The following is a 15,851-nucleotide window of genomic DNA, read 5'->3' as shown; positions in this document are numbered from 1 at the left end:
GCTCAGGCGTGGGCAGGCACCGCCTGCGCCAGCTTGCGCGCCGGCGGACTCGAAGCGGTGGCGTCGTGCTCATGCCCTTCCCAGTCCGCCCCAAGCTCGTCGGGCGGCAAGAACGCGGCATGCGCCCCATCGGCGTTGACTCGGAACGTGCCGACCACTTCGGTCAACTGTTCGGCCTGGGAACGCATCGATTCGGCAGCAGCGGCGGCCTGTTCGACCATGGCGGCGTTCTGCTGGGTCGCCTGGTCCATCTCGGCGATCACGCGGCGCACCTGGGCAATGCCTTGCGCCTGTCCCGCGCTGGCCGCATCGATTGCCGCCAGCAAGTCTGCCACCTGACGCACGCGCTCGAGGATCTGGCGCATGGTGCTGCCCGCCGCACCGGCAATGTCGGCGCCGGATTCGATGGCGCCCAGCGACTCCCCGATCAGCGTCTTGATCTGCCTGGCAGCCGATGCCGAATGCTGGGCGAGATTCCTCACTTCATTCGCCACCACCGCAAAGCCGCGACCTTCCGCGCCGGCACGGGCCGCTTCAACCGCCGCGTTCAAGGCGAGGATATTGGTCTGGAACGCGATCCCGTCGATCATCGTCGTGATATCGGCAATCTTGGCGGCGGACAAACGGATCATGTCCATGCGCTCGACCATGTGTGCGACCGCATTCGCGCCCGCCTGCGCCACGTCGGAGGCGGCCAGCGCAAGCATGTTGGCGTCGTGGGCGTTCAGGTGGTTCTTCTGCACCGCCTCGGTCAACTCGACCATCGACTGCACGGTCGCATTCAGGCTGCCTGCCTGGCGCTCGGTACGTTCCGACAGGTCGCGGTTGCCGGCCGCGATCTCGGCCGATGCGCCATCGATCAGACGCGCGCTGTCCAGCACCCGCACCACCGTGGCGGACACGCCGCCGGTCATATGGTTGAGCGCGTCGAACAGCCTGCCGATCTCGTCCCCGCGTGCATGCGCGATGGTGGTGCTGAGGTCACCCGCGGCGACACGTTCGGCCAGCGCGACCGCATGCTGCAGCGGGGTCACGATGCTGCGCGTGAGCAGCCAGCCGGTCGCGCCGCCGGCCAGCAGCGCTGCGCCGCCAAGCGCCAGCAACAGCACACGGCTGAGCGCGAACGCGCCGCTCGACGCGCTGGCCATCGCCTGGGCCTGACGCGTTTGCGCCGCCAGCAGCTTGTCCAGCGAACCCGTGTAGGCATCGAAGGACCTGGCCAGCTGGTTCGCCGTCATCTGTTAGACATCTTGTGTCTTGCCGAGGTCCTTGGCCTGGAAAACCTGCTGGCGCACCTTGAGGTAGGCCACCTTGTCCAGGTTGACACGCTCGACCAGCGCGTGTTCGCCCGCGCTCGTCGCCAGCTTGCCGAGACGCGACTCGAGCGCGGCGGCTTCTTTTTCCCCCTGCGCCAGCTGGCCCTGGAAGTAGTCGCCGGCCTCCAGGCTGTCGCTGCGCGCGATCGATATGGCGCGCACGCCGTTCAGCCGTACCAAGCCCAGCAGCTCGGAGGTGAGTTGCTGGCGCGCCAGCTTGTTGTTGACCAGGTCGCTCGTGACGGCATCGGCGCTCTGCATGCGCCAAAGCGAGACGATCGACATGATCACGATCGCGGCCGAGACGAGGGCGAAGGCGCCGAGGATTTTGGTGCCGGTCTGGAGTTGCGGGATGCGCATGGGATGGCAGCGGTTGCTGTGAATATTGATGAGTATAGGGTTGCACCATGACAACCTCATGAACACCCGCGTCTTGGCATTGACGTATTCCATGGCGCCCGGCGCATGGTTCGGACGAAAAAAAACCCCGCACGAGGCGGGGTTTTCGATCATGGCCGACAAGCCGGCGCATGGGATGCTTACTCGATTTCGACCGTTTCGACCGGCTCCGGCGGCGGCGGGACGTCGCCTTCCTGGAACTCGAGGAACACTTCGTCCTTGTCGTTCAGGTCTACCGTCACGCGGCCGCCGCTGACCAGGCGGCCGAACAGCAGTTCGTCGGCCAGCGCCTTGCGGATCATGTCCTGGATCAGGCGGGACATCGGACGCGCGCCCATGAGCGGATCGAAGCCTTTCTGGCCCAGGAACTTGCGCAGCTTCTCGGTGAAGATGGCATCGACCTTCTTCTCGTGCAGCTGCTCTTCCAGCTGCATCAGGAACTTGTCCACGACGCGCAGGATGATGTCCTCGTCCAGCGCACGGAAGCTGATGATCGCATCCAGGCGGTTGCGGAACTCCGGCGTGAACATGCGCTTGATGTCGGCCATCTCGTCGCCTGCCGCCTTCGAATCCACGAAGCCGACCGAACGCTTGGTCAGGCTTTCGGCGCCCGCGTTGGTGGTCATGATGATGATCACGTTGCGGAAATCCGCCTTGCGGCCGTTGTTGTCGGTCAGCGTGCCATGGTCCATCACCTGCAGCAGGATGTTGAAAATGTCCGGGTGGGCTTTTTCAATCTCGTCCAGCAGCAGCACCGCATGCGGCTTCTTGGTGATGGCCTCGGTCAGCAGGCCGCCCTGGTCGAAGCCGACGTAGCCCGGAGGCGCACCGATCAGGCGCGACACCGCATGGCGTTCCATGTACTCGGACATGTCGAAGCGCACCAGCTCGATGCCGAGGATGAAGGCCAGTTGCTTGGCCACCTCGGTCTTGCCGACGCCGGTCGGACCGGAGAACAGGAACGAACCGATCGGCTTGTCTTGCTTGCCCAGGCCGGCGCGGGCCATCTTGATCGCGGACGACAGCGCGTCGATGGCCGGGTCTTGCCCGAACACGACGTTGCGCAGGTCGCGGTCGATGGTCTGCAGCTTGCTGCGATCGTCCTGGTTGACCGATTGCGGTGGAATCCGCGCGATCTTGGCGATGATGTCCTCGATCTCGGTCTTGCCGATGGTTTTCTTCTGCTTCGACTTGGGCAGGATGCGCTGGGCCGCGCCCGCTTCGTCGATCACGTCGATCGCCTTGTCAGGCAGATGACGGTCGTTGATGAAGCGTGCCGCCAGTTCGGCCGCGGTGGAGAGCGCCGACGACGAATACTTCACGCCGTGGTGCTCTTCGAAGCGCGACTTCAGGCCACGCAGGATCTGCACGGTCTGCTCGACCGAAGGCTCGTTCACGTCGACCTTCTGGAAGCGGCGGCTCAATGCATGGTCCTTCTCGAACACGCCACGGAATTCCGTGAACGTGGTCGCGCCGATGCACTTGAGCTGGCCGTTGGCCAGGGCCGGTTTCAGCAGGTTCGAGGCGTCGAGCGTACCGCCCGAGGCCGAACCGGCGCCGATGATCGTGTGGATCTCGTCGATGAACAGGATGCCGTTCGGGGTGTCCTTGAGCTGCTTGAGGACGGCCTTCAGGCGCTGCTCGAAGTCGCCGCGGTACTTGGTGCCGGCCAGCAGCGCGCCCATGTCCAGCGAGAACACGACGGCGTTCTGCAGGATGTCGGGCACGTCTTCCTGGACGATGCGCCATGCCAGGCCTTCCGCGATCGCGGTCTTGCCGACGCCGGCTTCGCCCACCAGCAGCGGGTTGTTCTTGCGGCGGCGGCACAGGATCTGGATCACGCGGTCGACTTCTTCCTCGCGGCCGATCAGCGGATCGATGCGGCCATCGGCAGCCGACTTGTTCAGGTTCGTGGTGAACTGATCAAGCGGGCTTTCCTTGGCCTGGCCTTCGACCTGCGCCTCTTCCACGCCTTCCGACGCCTTCTGGCTGTCGATCTGCTGGTCCTTGCGCACGCCGTGCGAGATGAAATTGACCACGTCGAGACGGGTCACGCCCTGCTGGTGCAGGTAGTAGACGGCGTGCGAGTCCTTCTCGCCGAAGATCGCGACCAGCACGTTGGCGCCGGTCACTTCCTTCTTGCCGTTGGACGCGGACTGCACGTGCATGATCGCTCGCTGGATCACGCGCTGGAAGCCCAGCGTCGGTTGGGTGTCGACCTCGCCGGTGCCTGGCACCGTCGGGGTGTTGTCGCCGATGAAATTCGTCAAGGTCTTACGCAGGTCTTCGATATTGACCGCGCACGCACGCAGGACTTCAGCGGCCGACGGATTGTCGAGCAGCGCCAACAGCAGGTGTTCGACCGTGATGAACTCGTGCCGAGCCTGCCGCGCTTCGACAAAGGCCATGTGTAGAGATACTTCTAATTCCTGCGCAATCATACTTCCTCCATCACGCACTGCAGGGGGTGGCCTGCCTTGCGCGCATGCGTTAATACAAACTCCACTTTGGTACACGCTATATCTTTGGAAAACACGCCGCACACGCCTTTGCCATGACGGTGTACGGAAAGCATGATCTGTGTAGCCGTTTCGCGATCCTTGTTGAAGTACTCCTGGATAATGGCGACTACGAACTCCATGGGCGTGTAGTCGTCATTGAGCAACGCCACCTGGTACAGAGGAGGTGGTTTGACTGTCTGCCGCTCCAGCAGCTGTTCCGTATCGTGCTTGGTTGCCATAAGGGTATTCTAAAATGCTTTCGTCGTTCGTGCGTACGTTAACAATCAGGGTAATTCCAATTGCTTTTCATCTTACGCGTTTTCCGATTGAAGCGCAGATGGCGGTCCGATTGGGAAAATCAAGGGTAGGTTTTCCGAACGATAGTGGAAGTTTTTACAACACCCTCTCAAAAGCGCTTGACTTGGAAGATTATTGCACCAACAATGCATCTATTGACAGGGACTTATGTACTTGTTGATAAGAAGTGAGCAGGCTGAGGAGGGGGCAAGAAGCTTCTTGCTTTTATGGCTCGTGTGATTTGTTTTTAATCGAAAGTTATTTTATGGCAACAGGTACCGTTAAGTGGTTCAATGATTCCAAAGGTTTTGGCTTCATCACCCCAGATGATGGCGGCGAGGATTTGTTCGCACACTTCTCCGCAATCAACATGAACGGCTTTAAGACCCTCAAAGAAGGTCAAAAAGTCCAATTCGAAGTCACGCAAGGCCCTAAAGGCAAGCAAGCTTCCAACATCGTGGGCGCATAAAGTAACCCCTCGGAAGCCAAAGGCCCCGCTTCGGCGGGGCTTTTTTTTATTGGCGCATCGTTCTGCGCCGAGTCAGCCCTCGGCACCACTCTCTCCGAACAGTCCGGCCGCATCCCGCAGCAAGGACTGGACTTCGTCCGCGCCGACCGCGTCGATGTCGAGCTGGAAACGCGCCATCAAGGCATCGTAGCGATCCGCCAGCACGGCGGCGCGTTTCGCAGTGTCGGGCGCGACGCCCGGATCGCTCTTGAGTCCACGCAAGCCTTCAGCTCCGCCGAAGCGCTGTATGCCATAGATCAGCCGCCCCACCCTATCGTATCGGTTCGCTCCGTTTTGCGTCGGCGTGTCGCTCATGGTTGCCCTCCCCTGTCCATGCTATATAAATAGAGACCGTAAAAAGAAAAGCCCTGTCCGGCCGGACAGGACTTAGGCGCAGGCAATGGCCGCGGTCACATATTATCGATCAGCACGTCGCCGAAGCTGGAGCACGACACCTGGGTCGCACCTTCCATCAGCCGTGCGAAATCGTAGGTGACCTTCTTGGACTGGATCGACTTGCCCATCGCGCTGATGATCAGCTGGGCGGCCTCCACCCAGCCCATGTGGCGCAGCATCATCTCGGCCGACAGGATCAGCGAACCCGGGTTGACGTAGTCCTTGCCGGCGTACTTGGGCGCGGTGCCGTGGGTGGCTTCGAACATCGCCACCGAATCGGACATGTTGGCGCCCGGCGCGATGCCGATGCCGCCGACCTGGGCCGCCAGCGCGTCCGAGATGTAGTCGCCGTTCAGGTTCAGGGTGGCGATCACGCTGTACTCGGCCGGGCGCAGCAGGATCTGTTGCAGGAAGGCGTCGGCGATCGAATCCTTGATCATGATGTCGCGCCCCGTCTTCGGGTTCTTGACCTTGCACCATGGGCCGCCGTCGATCAATTCGGCGTCGAATTCTTTTTGCGCCAGCGCATAGCCCCAATCGCGGAAACCACCTTCGGTGTATTTCATGATGTTGCCTTTGTGAACCAGCGTGACCGAGGGCTTGTCGTTGTCGATCGCGTACTGGATCGCCTTGCGCACCAGGCGCTCGGTGCCTTCCTGCGAAACCGGCTTGACGCCAATGGCCGAGGTTTCCGGGAAGCGCAGCTTCTTGACGCCCATTTCCTTGACCAGGAAGTCGATCAGTTTCTTGGCGCCATCGCTGCCCGCAGGCCATTCGATGCCGGCATAGATGTCTTCCGAGTTTTCGCGGAAGATCACCATGTCGGTTTTTTCCGGCTCGCGCAGCGGCGACGGCACGCCGGCGAAATAGCGCACCGGACGCAGGCAGACGTACAGGTCGAGTTGCTGGCGCAGCGCGACGTTGAGCGAGCGGATGCCGCCACCGACCGGCGTGGTCAGCGGTCCCTTGATCGAGACCACGTAGTCGCGCACCGCCTCCAGGGTTTCCGGCGGCAGCCAGACGTCCGGTCCGTAGACGCGGGTCGATTTCTCGCCAGCAAACACTTCCATCCAGCTGATCTTGCGCGCGCCGCCATAGGCCTTGGCCACGGCCGCGTCCACGACTTTCAGCATCACCGGCGTCACGTCGATGCCGGTGCCGTCGCCCTCGATATAGGGGATGATCGGACGATCCGGGACGTTCAGCGAAAAGTCGGCGTTGACGGTGATCTTTTGACCCTCGCCGGGTACTTTGATATGTTCGTACATCGTGTTCTCCGAAATGGAAGCAATGCGGGACGCAATGCGGGCCGGCGGTCGGTCGAGATCTTGCTCGATGCGTAGTCGATGCGCTTACAATGAGCGCTTTGCCGGTCTTTTATTAGAGGCACTCGATTGTAGCGCAGTCGTCAACGTTGCATGACTCGCTATTCTGCTCCCAAATCAAGCTCCATGTCTCTCATTCCGCATGTCCCTCATCTTATTCAATAAGCCGTTCCAGGTGCTGTGCCAGTTTTCGCGCGAAGACGGGCGCGAGACGCTCGCCGACTATATCGACATTTCCAACGTGTATCCGGCCGGCCGCCTCGACGCCGACAGCGAAGGCCTGATGCTGCTGACCGACGATGGCCGCCTGCAGCACAAGATCGCCCATCCGGACCACAAGGAAGCCAAGACTTACCTGGTGCAGGTCGACGGCGTCGCCGACCCGGCCGCGCTGGCGCGCCTGCAGGCCCCGATCGACCTGGGCGACTTCGTCACCAAGCCCTGCCGCGCAGTACGGATCGCCGAGCCGGAATGGTTGTGGCCGCGCAATCCGCCGATCCGGGCGCGCCAGGACAAGCCGACCAGCTGGATCGCGGTCACGCTCGAAGAAGGAAAGAACCGCCAGGTGCGGCGCATGACGGCCGCGGTCGGCCTGCCGACGCTGCGCCTGGTGCGCTCGAGCATCGGCCCGTTTTCGCTCGCCACGCATCCGCTGATGCCGGGCGAATGGAGCGAAGTGCCGGCCGATGCGGTCAAAGCCGCAGGTGTCAACCGCAACTGAATGTCGGCCGTTAAGCGACCAGATCCACCTTTGTGGATCACTTTTTCGAAAAGGAACTGAAATGTCCAAACTCATCGCTGGTCTGGTTGCTTCCCTGTTCGCCGTTTCCGCTTTCGCCGCTACGCAAGCCGCGCCGGCCAGCTCGTCGACCCCGACTGCTGCCGCCAGCACCGACACCGGCTCGGCGCCGGCCAAGAAATCGTCGTCGAAAAAGCACAAGAAAGCCAAGAAAGCCGCGGCTGCGGACGCCGGTTCGAGCGACGCCAGCACCGGCAAGTAAGCCTTTTGCCGCACAGGCATCGGAGGCGGGCGCGAGCCTGCCTTTTTTTATGCGCGCAAGGTTATCGGCGCAACATGCGGCGCCAACGAAAAAACCCGCCGGACCGAAGTCGGGCGGGTCATTCATCCAGCGATCGAAGCCGCGCCGGCCTGGCGAAGCAGGCCGCGCCGGTCGAAGCTGTTAGGCCGACAGGCCTTTGATCGCGGCAGCCAGGCGGCTCTTGTGGCGCGCTGCTTTGTTCTTGTGGATGATTTTCTTGTCAGCGATGCTGTCGATGGTCGACACGGACTGCTGGAAGATGGTGGTCGCAGCGGCCTTGTCGCCAGCCTGGATGGCCTTCTTGACAGCCTTGATCGCGGTGCGCAGGGTCGAGCGCTGAGCCGAGTTGTGGGCGTTTTGTTTAACTGCTTGACGAGCGCGCTTGCGTGCTTGTGCGGTATTTGCCATGGAATTTCCTAATCGTGGTCAAGTTGCGTCTGCAAACATGAGCGTCTGTCAAACCGGCCCGATGGCGCCTGTCAAACGATGCGTGTCTGCCAACAGAATTCAATACAGCCCTCGATTATAGCGAAGGTTTCATCGCAGAGCAATTCCGAATTGATCCATCGTCGCCTCCGCACTCGGGAAAAGGATTGCGGAACAGGTTTATACAACAGCAAGCACAGCTATAATCGCGGGCTATGAACCTACTCCGCACCCTGGCAGCCATTTCCGGCATGACGCTGCTGTCCCGTATCACCGGCCTGCTGCGCGAAAGCCTGTATGCGCGCGCTTTCGGCGCCGACGCCTATTCCGACGCGTTCGCCATCGCCTTCCGCCTGCCCAACCTGCTGCGCCGCCTGTTCGGCGAAGGCGCGTTCTCGCAAGCCTTCGTGCCGATCCTGGCCGAGTACAAGACCCAGCAGGGCGAAGCCGCCACCAAGACCCTGATCGACCACGTCGCCAACACGCTGGTGTGGGCCACGCTGGTGGTCAGCGTGCTCGGCATCATCGGCGCCCCCTGGATCCTGTATGCGATCGCCAGCGGCCTGAAAGCCGGCAAGGCGTTCGACGCCGGCGTGGTCATGACGCGCCTGATGTTCCCTTACATCTTGTGCATGTCGTTCGTGGTGCTGGCCGGCGCGGTGCTCAATACCTGGCGCGAATTCAAGATCCCGGCCTTCACCCCGGTGCTGTGGAATCTGTCGTCGATCTTCTTTTCGCTGTTCATGGTCAAGTATTTCGACGTGCCGATCTATTCGATGGCGGTGGCGGTGATGGTCGGCGGCGTGCTGCAGGTCGGCTTGCAGATCCCGGCGCTCAAGAAGCTCGGCATGCTGCCGCGCCTGTCGTTCAATCCGCTCGCCGGCCTGCACGATCCGGGCGTGCGGCGCATCCTCAAGAAGATGGGGCCGGCCGTGTTCGCGGTCTCGGCTGCCCAGATCAGCCTGCTGATCAACACCAATATCGCGTCGCACCTGGGCGCCGGCGCGGTCTCGGTGCTGCAGTACGCCGACCGCCTGATGGAATTCCCGACCGGCATGCTGGGCGTGGCGCTCGGCACCATCCTGCTGCCGAGCCTATCCAAAGCCAACGCCGACGGCGACCCGCTCGAATACTCGGCCCTGCTCGATTGGGGCCTGCGCCTGACTTTCCTGCTGGCGCTGCCGTCCGCGGTCGGCCTGGCCACCCTGTCGCGCCCGCTGATCGCCACCCTGTTCAATTACGGCAAATTCGACCCGGCCAACGTGGCCGCGGCCACCGCGCCGCTGATGGCCTACGCAGCCGGCCTGCTCGGCATCATCCTGATCAAGATCCTGGCGCCTGCCTTTTATGCGCGCCAGGACATCCGTACCCCGGTCAAGATCGCGATCGGCGTGCTGGCCGCCACCCAGCTCATGAACCGGGTGTTCGTACCGGTGCTGGGCGTGGCCGGCCTGGCGCTGTCGATCGGCCTGGGCGCGTGCATCAACGCGGCCTTCCTGTTCACCGGCCTGCGCCGGCGCCGCATCTACGTGCCGCACGCCGGCTGGCTGGCGTTCTTCCTGAAAGTGGTGGCAGCCGTCGCCGTGATGGGCGCCGTGTCCTGGTTCAGCCAGGCGCAGCTCGACTGGGCCGCGCTGCGCGCGCACGCGCTGCTGCGCATCGGCGCCCTGTTCCTGATCATCGGCGCCAGCGCCGTCGCCTACTTTGCCGTGTTGTTCGCACTGGGCTTCCGTCCGCGCGACTTCATGCGCCGCGCCAAATGAACGTGCGGGCGCCGGCAAGTCACGCCGGCGCCCGCCGCGGCCCTGCTCGCCAGCGCCGGCGCCTAACTAATTGCTGTCGCTGTCCGTCGCCGGCGGTTCGTGCGCACTCTCCTGGCTGTCCGGTGCGGCGTTCGCGCCCTGCGGCTCGGGCGGCGTTTGCCGCGCCGGATCGCCGGGCGTCTGGCTGATCTGCGGCGGCTGCTGCCGCTGGGGCTGCGGCTGCGGCTGCGGCTGCGGCTGCGGCTGCGGCTGCGGCTGCGGCTGCGGGAGCGGCGGCGCATTGCGAAACAGCGATGGCGGATCGGCCACCCCCGGCTGCCCCTGCTGCGCCGGCTGGCCGGCGCCCTGCCCCGACAGCGGCGCGAACAGCGACGCCGGCGCTTGGCCCGGCGCCGCCTGGCCCGGCGCCGTTTGCCCGGCCAGCCGCTGCCCCGGCTGCGCCAGCGCCTGCCCGCTCGCGGCGAACTTCCAGTCGGCGATGTGTTCCTTGTTCTCGAAGTTCTGGAAGCGCGCGTCGAAGTTCGCCACCTTCAGCGGCCTGGCCTGCGACAGGCTGTAGACCGCCAGCACGCCGCTGCCGCCCGCCCCGCTGCCCCAGCCATTGCCGCCGGTGGTGCCGCCGCCAGCGCCCCCGCCCGTTCCGTTCGGATTGTTGGCATACACGATGCCCCACTGCGCCTTGCCCGTCATCGGATCGACGAAGATCTTGCGCAGGTGACGCCGCACGCCGGGGTAGCGCGGGTCCTTCAACAGGTCCTGCAGCGACGCCGGCGGCAGCTGCGGCTGGCCGCGCGGGGTGGCGTCGGCGTAGCTGCGCAGCGCGTCGCTGAAGGCGGCGCCGATCTCCAGCAGCTCCTGCTCGGCGGCAGCGCGGCGCAGCAGCGCGTCGACCTTCAGCGTGGCGGCGCCGACCAGGCCGATGATCGCCACCGTCACGATCAGGCCGAGGTAAGTGAACCCGCTTTCACGGCCTGGTCTGCTCACCATTCGGTATACGGCGTGCCGTTGCGGCCCTTGCCCGGCGCGGCGCTGTGCAGGTCGTAGACGCCGCCCCTGGATGGATCCTCGGGCGCCACGATCGTCCAGCCGGTGGCGGAATCGAGCACCGGGTCGAACGGCAGGGACGGCAGGTATTTCTTTTCGACCAGCTGGTCCAGCGATTCCGGATAGCGTCCGGTGTCGGCATGGAACTGGTCGATCACGGCGCGCGTGTTGCGCAGGTTCTCGGCCAGGATGGTTTCCCTGGCGCCGTCGATGCTGGGGAAGAAGCGCGGCACCGCCAGCGTCAGCAGCAGCGCGACGATGCCCAGCACCACCAGCAGCTCGATCAGCGTGAAGCCCTTGCGCGCGCGCCTGCCTGCACGCGCACGCGCACGCGCGAGGGGGGGAAGCCGCGGCCGCGCCGCCCGGTCGTTCATGCGGTCCTCACCAGCGTTTGTAGGGGATGCCGTTCAGGCCGACCCGGTTCGAGGCCGACATCACGTCGTACACGTCGTCGCCCTCCTTGGGCTCCTCGGCCTCGCTGGCGTAGCTGCGCTTGGCCCAGGTCTGGGCGTCGCTCAGTCCGGGGTCGGCGTTGAACGGGTCGCGCGGCAGGCGGCGCAGGAAGTAGATCTTGGCCTTTTTCGGGCTGCGCAGGTCGACCGCGCCCTCGACCAGCAGCTCCAGTTTGACCGGATAGCCGGTCGCGCCGACGGCCTTGGCGATGCGGCCCTCGTCGCTGGCTTTCTTGTAGGCGTCGATGGCGCTGCGGATCTCGCGCAGCGCCGTGCGCAGCTCCCCCTCGTGGCGGCGCTGGATCGTCACCTGGGCCACCGGCGCCACCACCGTGCCGAGCAGCGCGAGGATGGCGAGCGTGACCAGCAGCTCGATCAGCGTGAAGCCGCCGCGCCGTTGCATCATCGGCCACATCATCGGCCGCACGATCCTTGCCGCTGCGCCGTGCGTGTTCATGGCCAGTTGTTCTCGCGGCGGTCGGGCGGCGCCGGCGCGGGCAGCGGATTGACCTGCACTTCCGGCGTGCTCGGCAGCGAAGTGGCCGGCACCGAGGGCGCCGCCGCGGGTGGCGTGCCGCTGGTGTTGACGCTGGTGGCCGGCACCATCATCGGTGCGGGCGGCGGGACCGGCGTTACCGTCATGCCTGGTCCGACGGGTGCGCCCGATAGCGGCGCACCGGGCACGCCGGCCGGCGCTCGCTGGAGCGGCAGCGGCGCCTGGGATGGCGGCAGCGGCGCCGGCAAGGCCGCGGGCTGCGGCGTCCCCGCCGCGCGCACGGGTGCGCGCACGACGCTGTCCGGACGGCGCCGGAAGCCGACCTCGGTGCCGGCGCTGAACTCGGACGTCGCCGCCGCCGGCCGCTGGATGTTGCGCACCAGGTGCGGCGTGATCGACAGCACGACCTCGGTCTTGTTGCGCGTGTCCTGGCTGCTGCCGAACAGGCGGCCCAGCACCGGCACGTCGCCCAGGCCGGGCAGATGGGTGCCGGCGCTCCTGTCTTCGTTCTGGATCAGGCCGGCCAGCACCTGGTTTTCGCCATCCTTCAGCTGCAGCATGGTGCTGGCCGAACGCGTGCCGATCCGGTACGCGGTGGTGCCGGTGCTGGTGGTGATGGTGTCGACCAGGTTGCTCACTTCCAGCGAGATGCGGATGCCGACCTCGTTGTTCAGGTAGATGGTCGGCTCGACGTCGAGCTTCAGGCCGACGTCGACGTAGTTGACCGACTCCGACGCGAAGCCGCCCACGCCCGACGAGATGGTGGTGGTGATGGTCGGCAGCTTGTCGCCGATGACGACCTTGGCCTTCTCGTGGTTGCGCACGCGGATGCGCGGCGCCGCCAGCAGGTTCGAGTCGCCGTCGGTCTTGCTGGCGGTGATCGCGCCCTTCACGCCGGTCACGCCGATCGTGGCGGCGTTCAGGTGGCGCAGGTCGTCGATCGTCAGCGCGGCGCCGGCGCCGGTGGTGAGCGGCGCGAAGCTCAGGGAGGTCGGCCAGTCGACGCCCAGGTCGAGCAGGCGGTTGCGCTGGACCTCGAGCACCTCGACGTCCAGCACCACCTCGGGCTCGGCCACGTCCTGCAGCGCGATCAGCTGGCTGGCCAGGCGCACCGCTTCCGGGCTGTCGCGCAGGATCAGCAGGTTGAGCTTTTCGTCGACCACCACGTCGCGCGACTTGAGGATCGTCTTGAGGGTATTGGCGACGTTCTTGGCCTCGGCGTTGGCGAGATAGAAGGTCTTGACCGTCATGTCGCGGTATTCGCTGTGCTTGACCGGCAGGTTCGGGTAGATCAGGATCGTGTTGCCGTCCATGACCTGGCGATCGAGCTGGTTGGTCATCAGGAGGTAGTAGACCGCCGCTTCGACCGTGCTGTTCTTCAGGAAGATCGAGGTGCGCTGGTCGGTCTTGACGTCCTTGTCGAACAGGAAGTTCAGGCCGGCATGGCGCGAGATGACCTCGAACACCTGCTTCAAGGGCGCATCGCGAAATTCCAGGCTGATCGGGGTGCGGAAGGCATCGCTCAGGGCCGCCGTGGCCGAGGAGGCGCCGGCTTTTTCGTTGACCTCGGCCAGCAGCCGGCGCGCCGGCTCGTAGGTCGGGCGCTCGGTCAGGATCGCGCCGAGCTTCTGGCGCGCGGTGTCGAACTCCTTGCGTTCGGCCGCGGCGCGCGCTTCCTCGAGCATGGCGGCCTGGCGGCGGTCGGCATCGACCCCGTACAGGCCGGCGCGCGCGCGGTCGTTGCCCGGGTCGAGCGCCAGCACGCGCTTGTAGTCCTGCAGCGCCAGGTCGCCCTTGTTCTCGGCCAGCTCGCGGTCGGCCTGGGTCAGCAGGCGGTTGGTGGCGCCGTCGCGGGCGCGCAGGTAGGCCGCCTTGTACACGACGTTGGCGGGGTCGGCGGCCAGCGCTTCCTGGTACTTGACCAGCCCGGCCTCGGGCCTGTCCTGGGCCAGCAGCTCGTTGCCCTCGCGGTAGGCGTGTTCCGCCGCGCAGCCGGTCAGCAGCAGCGTCAGGGCCAGTGTCAGGGCCCGCGGCGCGGTCGATGCACGAACGATCAATCGAATACTCCAATATTGAGCTGCTGAATCTGCTTCAGCGGCAGGTAGGTCAGGGTCATGACCGGCGGGGCGATCGCGTCGACGCGGTAGGTGCCGTCGATCGTCTCCTTGTCGTGCACGACGTAGGTGCGCTCGCCGCGCGTCAGGTACACCTCCCAGGCGCCGTCCGCGACGGATTTGCCGATGAAGGTGAACGGCAGCGGCGGCGCCGATGGCGGTGGCGGCGCCGCCGCGGGCCCGGGTGGTGGCGGCGGCGGCGTCCAGTCATGCCGGCCGAACGGATCGCCCTGACCGCCAGCGCCATTCTCGGCTTGGGCGAATTGCGTGTCGCTGTCCCCGATCAGCGATTCGCGCGGCACCAGCGCGAGGATCGCTTGTCCGTTGGCTGCGGGCGCTGCGGGCGCCTCGCCCGGGGCGGTGCGGCGTGCCGGCGCCGGGCGCGAGGCCGTCGGCACCAGCACCGCCGTCGCGCGCGCACCGGCAGCCTCCGCGCCAGGCCCCACGGCGGGCGCCGATGCCGGCGTGCGCGCAGCCGGGCGCTCGACCGCTTCCGCGACATCGCCGGACGGCGTGCGGTCGCCGAAGGCCACCAGCGCGGCGGCGCCGAGCAGCGCAGCGCCCAGCAAGAGGTGGCGCGGCTTCATGGCGCACCTCCGGCCAGGCGGTCCGGCCGCGCGGCAGGCAGTTCGGACAGATACAGCGTCAGGCGCAGGCGCGCTTCGACCTGCGGGTCGCCGATGGCATCCCGGCGAAAACCGATGTCGTCCAGCGAAGCGAACGGAATAGCACGCAGGGCGCCGAATGCGAACTGCCAGATCGCCGCGTAGCTGCCCTTGACCGGCAAATTCACCTGATAGGTCCAGACGTGGGCGTTGCGGTCGTAGGCGCTCTTGTATTCGCCCTGCGCCAGGCTCAGGCCGCTTTTCGCGGCCAGGTCGAACAGGGTCTTGACCTGCCGCTCGGCATGGCGGCGCTCACCCAGCGCGCCGTAGAACGCGGCCAGGTTGTCCTGTTCGGGTACCGGTGCGGACGCAGGCAGCGCGGCCACGCCCGGAGGCGTTGCCCGAGGCGCCCGCGCCGCCTGTGCGTTCTGGGCCGCGCGCCGGGCCTGCAGCGCGCCCACCGCATACGAGGTCCAGCACGCCCCACCCGCCACCGCCAGCAGCAGGAAGGCGGCCGCCAGGGTCAGCGGATTGGCGCGCAGCAGCGCCAGGCGCAGGCGCAGCAGCGCGCGCGCCGCCAGCGCACCGAGGTTCGGATTGCTCATGGCGCAGCCCTCCAGGCGGCGTCGATCTGGAAGCGGATCGGCCGGTTCGGGTCCTGCTCGTTGATCTCGTGGCGCACCAGTGCGACCGCGTCGAACCAGTCCTGCCGGCGCAGCTGCTCGACGTAGCCGATCATGTCGTCGCTGCTTTTCGCCTCGGCGGTGATGCGCAGGCTGCGCCGCCTGGCGTCCGGTTCCAGGGCCAGCAACGCGATCGCGCTGGGGGTGGCCGATTGCACGGTGTCGTGCAGCGCGCGCCAGGGCAGGTTCAGCTGCAGCACCGCGGCGTTGACGGCGTCCGCCTGGGCCGGGGGCACGGGCGCGCGCGCGGGCGCCGGCGCGCGCGTGGCCGCCTGCGCGCGCGCGGCCACGGCCAGGGCCTGCGCCTGCGCGGCCTCCTGCTCGCGCAGCAGGCGGCGGTACTGGGCGATGTTCGAGGCCAGCAGCGGCGTCAGCGCCAACGCCGCGCACAGCAGCATCAGCGCGGGACGCGGTCCGCGAAACAGCGCCCGCCCCAGGCTGGGCGGGGCGAAATCGATGCGCACCTTTCTCATGGCCGGCTCCCGT

At 65.9% G+C, this 15,851-nt stretch carries 18 protein-coding genes; 4 read left to right on the top strand and 14 right to left on the bottom strand.

What is annotated here, in order from left to right:
• Positions 1-2 precede the first annotated feature (2 nt).
• The 4 genes from FA90_RS02010 to clpS all read right to left on the bottom strand — a co-directional run bounded on the left by FA90_RS02010 (position 3) and on the right by clpS (position 4,455).
• A complete protein-coding gene (locus FA90_RS02010) occupies positions 3-1,238 on the bottom strand; it encodes a methyl-accepting chemotaxis protein (RefSeq protein WP_239700500.1) in 1,236 nt (411 codons plus the stop codon).
• Between the two features lie 3 nt (positions 1,239-1,241).
• Entirely contained in the window at positions 1,242-1,676 is a 435-nt protein-coding gene (locus FA90_RS27075; protein ID WP_239700498.1) for an MCP four helix bundle domain-containing protein, read from the bottom strand.
• Positions 1,677-1,855: 179 nt separating this feature from the next.
• A complete protein-coding gene (gene clpA / locus FA90_RS02005; protein ID WP_036165392.1) occupies positions 1,856-4,156 on the bottom strand; it encodes an ATP-dependent Clp protease ATP-binding subunit ClpA in 2,301 nt (766 codons plus the stop codon).
• Positions 4,153-4,455, bottom strand: a complete 303-nt coding sequence (gene clpS, locus FA90_RS02000) for an ATP-dependent Clp protease adapter ClpS (protein WP_027864722.1) — start codon at positions 4,453-4,455, stop codon at positions 4,153-4,155. The genes clpA and clpS overlap by 4 nt, the downstream gene beginning before the upstream one ends.
• Before the next feature lie 323 nt (positions 4,456-4,778).
• Between clpS and FA90_RS01995 the strand changes: the two genes are divergently transcribed.
• Positions 4,779-4,982: a cold-shock protein gene (locus tag FA90_RS01995; protein ID WP_036165387.1), complete on the top strand. Its 204-nt coding sequence runs from the start codon at positions 4,779-4,781 to the stop codon at positions 4,980-4,982.
• Between the two features lie 72 nt (positions 4,983-5,054).
• On the opposite strand, the gene FA90_RS01990 is transcribed toward FA90_RS01995, so the two are convergent.
• Both FA90_RS01990 and icd read right to left on the bottom strand, forming a co-directional pair.
• A complete protein-coding gene (locus FA90_RS01990) occupies positions 5,055-5,336 on the bottom strand; it encodes a hypothetical protein (RefSeq protein WP_036165381.1) in 282 nt (93 codons plus the stop codon).
• Positions 5,337-5,431: 95 nt separating this feature from the next.
• On the bottom strand, positions 5,432-6,685 hold the full coding sequence (gene icd, locus FA90_RS01985) for an NADP-dependent isocitrate dehydrogenase (protein WP_036165377.1): 1,254 nt from the start codon (positions 6,683-6,685) through the stop codon (positions 5,432-5,434).
• Positions 6,686-6,884: 199 nt separating this feature from the next.
• On the opposite strand from icd, the gene FA90_RS01980 reads away from it, so the two are divergent.
• Complete coding sequence (locus FA90_RS01980) at positions 6,885-7,463, top strand: pseudouridine synthase (protein WP_036165374.1); 579 nt, start codon at positions 6,885-6,887, stop codon at positions 7,461-7,463.
• 61 nt (positions 7,464-7,524) lie between these two features.
• Positions 7,525-7,743 carry a hypothetical protein gene (locus FA90_RS01975; protein WP_036165371.1) on the top strand — a complete coding sequence of 73 codons (219 nt, stop codon included), beginning with the start codon at positions 7,525-7,527 and terminating at the stop codon, positions 7,741-7,743.
• 180 nt (positions 7,744-7,923) lie between these two features.
• Here the strand turns inward: FA90_RS01975 and rpsT are convergent, their stop codons facing one another.
• Positions 7,924-8,190 (bottom strand): 30S ribosomal protein S20, encoded by a 267-nt coding sequence (gene rpsT, locus FA90_RS01970; protein ID WP_036165368.1) that lies wholly within the window; start codon positions 8,188-8,190, stop codon positions 7,924-7,926.
• Positions 8,191-8,423: 233 nt separating this feature from the next.
• Here rpsT and murJ point away from each other — a divergent pair, with 233 nt between their 5' ends.
• On the top strand, positions 8,424-9,971 hold the full coding sequence (murJ, locus tag FA90_RS01965) for a murein biosynthesis integral membrane protein MurJ (RefSeq protein ID WP_036165365.1): 1,548 nt from the start codon (positions 8,424-8,426) through the stop codon (positions 9,969-9,971).
• Between the two features lie 66 nt (positions 9,972-10,037).
• Here the strand turns inward: murJ and FA90_RS24720 are convergent, their stop codons facing one another.
• The 7 genes from FA90_RS24720 to FA90_RS01930 are packed head-to-tail and all read right to left on the bottom strand — an operon-like array spanning position 10,038 to position 15,838.
• Positions 10,038-10,958, bottom strand: coding sequence for a type II secretion system protein (locus FA90_RS24720; protein ID WP_239700496.1), 921 nt, complete (start codon positions 10,956-10,958; stop codon positions 10,038-10,040).
• Positions 10,952-11,389 carry a type II secretion system protein gene (locus tag FA90_RS01955; protein ID WP_081933579.1) on the bottom strand — a complete coding sequence of 146 codons (438 nt, stop codon included), beginning with the start codon at positions 11,387-11,389 and terminating at the stop codon, positions 10,952-10,954. The genes FA90_RS24720 and FA90_RS01955 overlap by 7 nt, the downstream gene beginning before the upstream one ends.
• 7 nt (positions 11,390-11,396) lie before the next feature.
• On the bottom strand, positions 11,397-11,873 hold the full coding sequence (locus FA90_RS01950; RefSeq protein ID WP_036173678.1) for a type II secretion system protein: 477 nt from the start codon (positions 11,871-11,873) through the stop codon (positions 11,397-11,399).
• A 47-nt stretch (positions 11,874-11,920) separates the two neighbouring features.
• On the bottom strand, positions 11,921-14,020 hold the full coding sequence (locus FA90_RS01945) for a secretin N-terminal domain-containing protein (protein WP_239700494.1): 2,100 nt from the start codon (positions 14,018-14,020) through the stop codon (positions 11,921-11,923).
• The gene (locus FA90_RS01940) at positions 14,017-14,664 is read right to left on the bottom strand and encodes a hypothetical protein (RefSeq protein ID WP_036165362.1); all 648 of its coding nucleotides are present in this window, start codon (positions 14,662-14,664) and stop codon (positions 14,017-14,019) included. Before FA90_RS01940 ends, FA90_RS01945 begins: the two co-directional genes overlap by 4 nt.
• On the bottom strand, positions 14,661-15,287 hold the full coding sequence (locus FA90_RS01935) for a hypothetical protein (RefSeq protein WP_036165359.1): 627 nt from the start codon (positions 15,285-15,287) through the stop codon (positions 14,661-14,663). The genes FA90_RS01940 and FA90_RS01935 overlap by 4 nt, the downstream gene beginning before the upstream one ends.
• A complete protein-coding gene (locus FA90_RS01930) occupies positions 15,284-15,838 on the bottom strand; it encodes a PilN domain-containing protein (RefSeq protein WP_036165357.1) in 555 nt (184 codons plus the stop codon). Before FA90_RS01930 ends, FA90_RS01935 begins: the two co-directional genes overlap by 4 nt.
• Positions 15,839-15,851: the final 13 nt, after the last annotated feature.

Source organism: Massilia sp. 9096 (assembly GCF_000745265.1).
Classification (GTDB): Bacteria; Pseudomonadota; Gammaproteobacteria; order Burkholderiales; family Burkholderiaceae_D; genus Telluria.
This window is presented reverse-complemented; position numbering and strand designations above follow the sequence as displayed.

What these genes read in the sequence shown, in the direction of transcription:
- FA90_RS02010 (WP_239700500.1), bottom strand. Translation starts at nt 1,238, where the DNA reads ATGACGGCGAACCAGCTGGCCAGGTCCTTCGATGCCTACACGGGTTCG.
- FA90_RS27075 (WP_239700498.1), bottom strand. Translation starts at nt 1,676, where the DNA reads ATGCGCATCCCGCAACTCCAGACCGGCACCAAAATCCTCGGCGCCTTC.
- clpA (WP_036165392.1), bottom strand. Translation starts at nt 4,156, where the DNA reads ATGATTGCGCAGGAATTAGAAGTATCTCTACACATGGCCTTTGTCGAA.
- clpS (WP_027864722.1), bottom strand. Translation starts at nt 4,455, where the DNA reads ATGGCAACCAAGCACGATACGGAACAGCTGCTGGAGCGGCAGACAGTC.
- FA90_RS01995 (WP_036165387.1), top strand. Translation starts at nt 4,779, where the DNA reads ATGGCAACAGGTACCGTTAAGTGGTTCAATGATTCCAAAGGTTTTGGC.
- FA90_RS01990 (WP_036165381.1), bottom strand. Translation starts at nt 5,336, where the DNA reads ATGAGCGACACGCCGACGCAAAACGGAGCGAACCGATACGATAGGGTG.
- icd (WP_036165377.1), bottom strand. Translation starts at nt 6,685, where the DNA reads ATGTACGAACATATCAAAGTACCCGGCGAGGGTCAAAAGATCACCGTC.
- FA90_RS01980 (WP_036165374.1), top strand. Translation starts at nt 6,885, where the DNA reads ATGTCCCTCATCTTATTCAATAAGCCGTTCCAGGTGCTGTGCCAGTTT.
- FA90_RS01975 (WP_036165371.1), top strand. Translation starts at nt 7,525, where the DNA reads ATGTCCAAACTCATCGCTGGTCTGGTTGCTTCCCTGTTCGCCGTTTCC.
- rpsT (WP_036165368.1), bottom strand. Translation starts at nt 8,190, where the DNA reads ATGGCAAATACCGCACAAGCACGCAAGCGCGCTCGTCAAGCAGTTAAA.
- murJ (WP_036165365.1), top strand. Translation starts at nt 8,424, where the DNA reads ATGAACCTACTCCGCACCCTGGCAGCCATTTCCGGCATGACGCTGCTG.
- FA90_RS24720 (WP_239700496.1), bottom strand. Translation starts at nt 10,958, where the DNA reads ATGGTGAGCAGACCAGGCCGTGAAAGCGGGTTCACTTACCTCGGCCTG.
- FA90_RS01955 (WP_081933579.1), bottom strand. Translation starts at nt 11,389, where the DNA reads ATGAACGACCGGGCGGCGCGGCCGCGGCTTCCCCCCCTCGCGCGTGCG.
- FA90_RS01950 (WP_036173678.1), bottom strand. Translation starts at nt 11,873, where the DNA reads ATGATGCAACGGCGCGGCGGCTTCACGCTGATCGAGCTGCTGGTCACG.
- FA90_RS01940 (WP_036165362.1), bottom strand. Translation starts at nt 14,664, where the DNA reads ATGAAGCCGCGCCACCTCTTGCTGGGCGCTGCGCTGCTCGGCGCCGCC.
- FA90_RS01935 (WP_036165359.1), bottom strand. Translation starts at nt 15,287, where the DNA reads ATGAGCAATCCGAACCTCGGTGCGCTGGCGGCGCGCGCGCTGCTGCGC.
- FA90_RS01930 (WP_036165357.1), bottom strand. Translation starts at nt 15,838, where the DNA reads ATGAGAAAGGTGCGCATCGATTTCGCCCCGCCCAGCCTGGGGCGGGCG.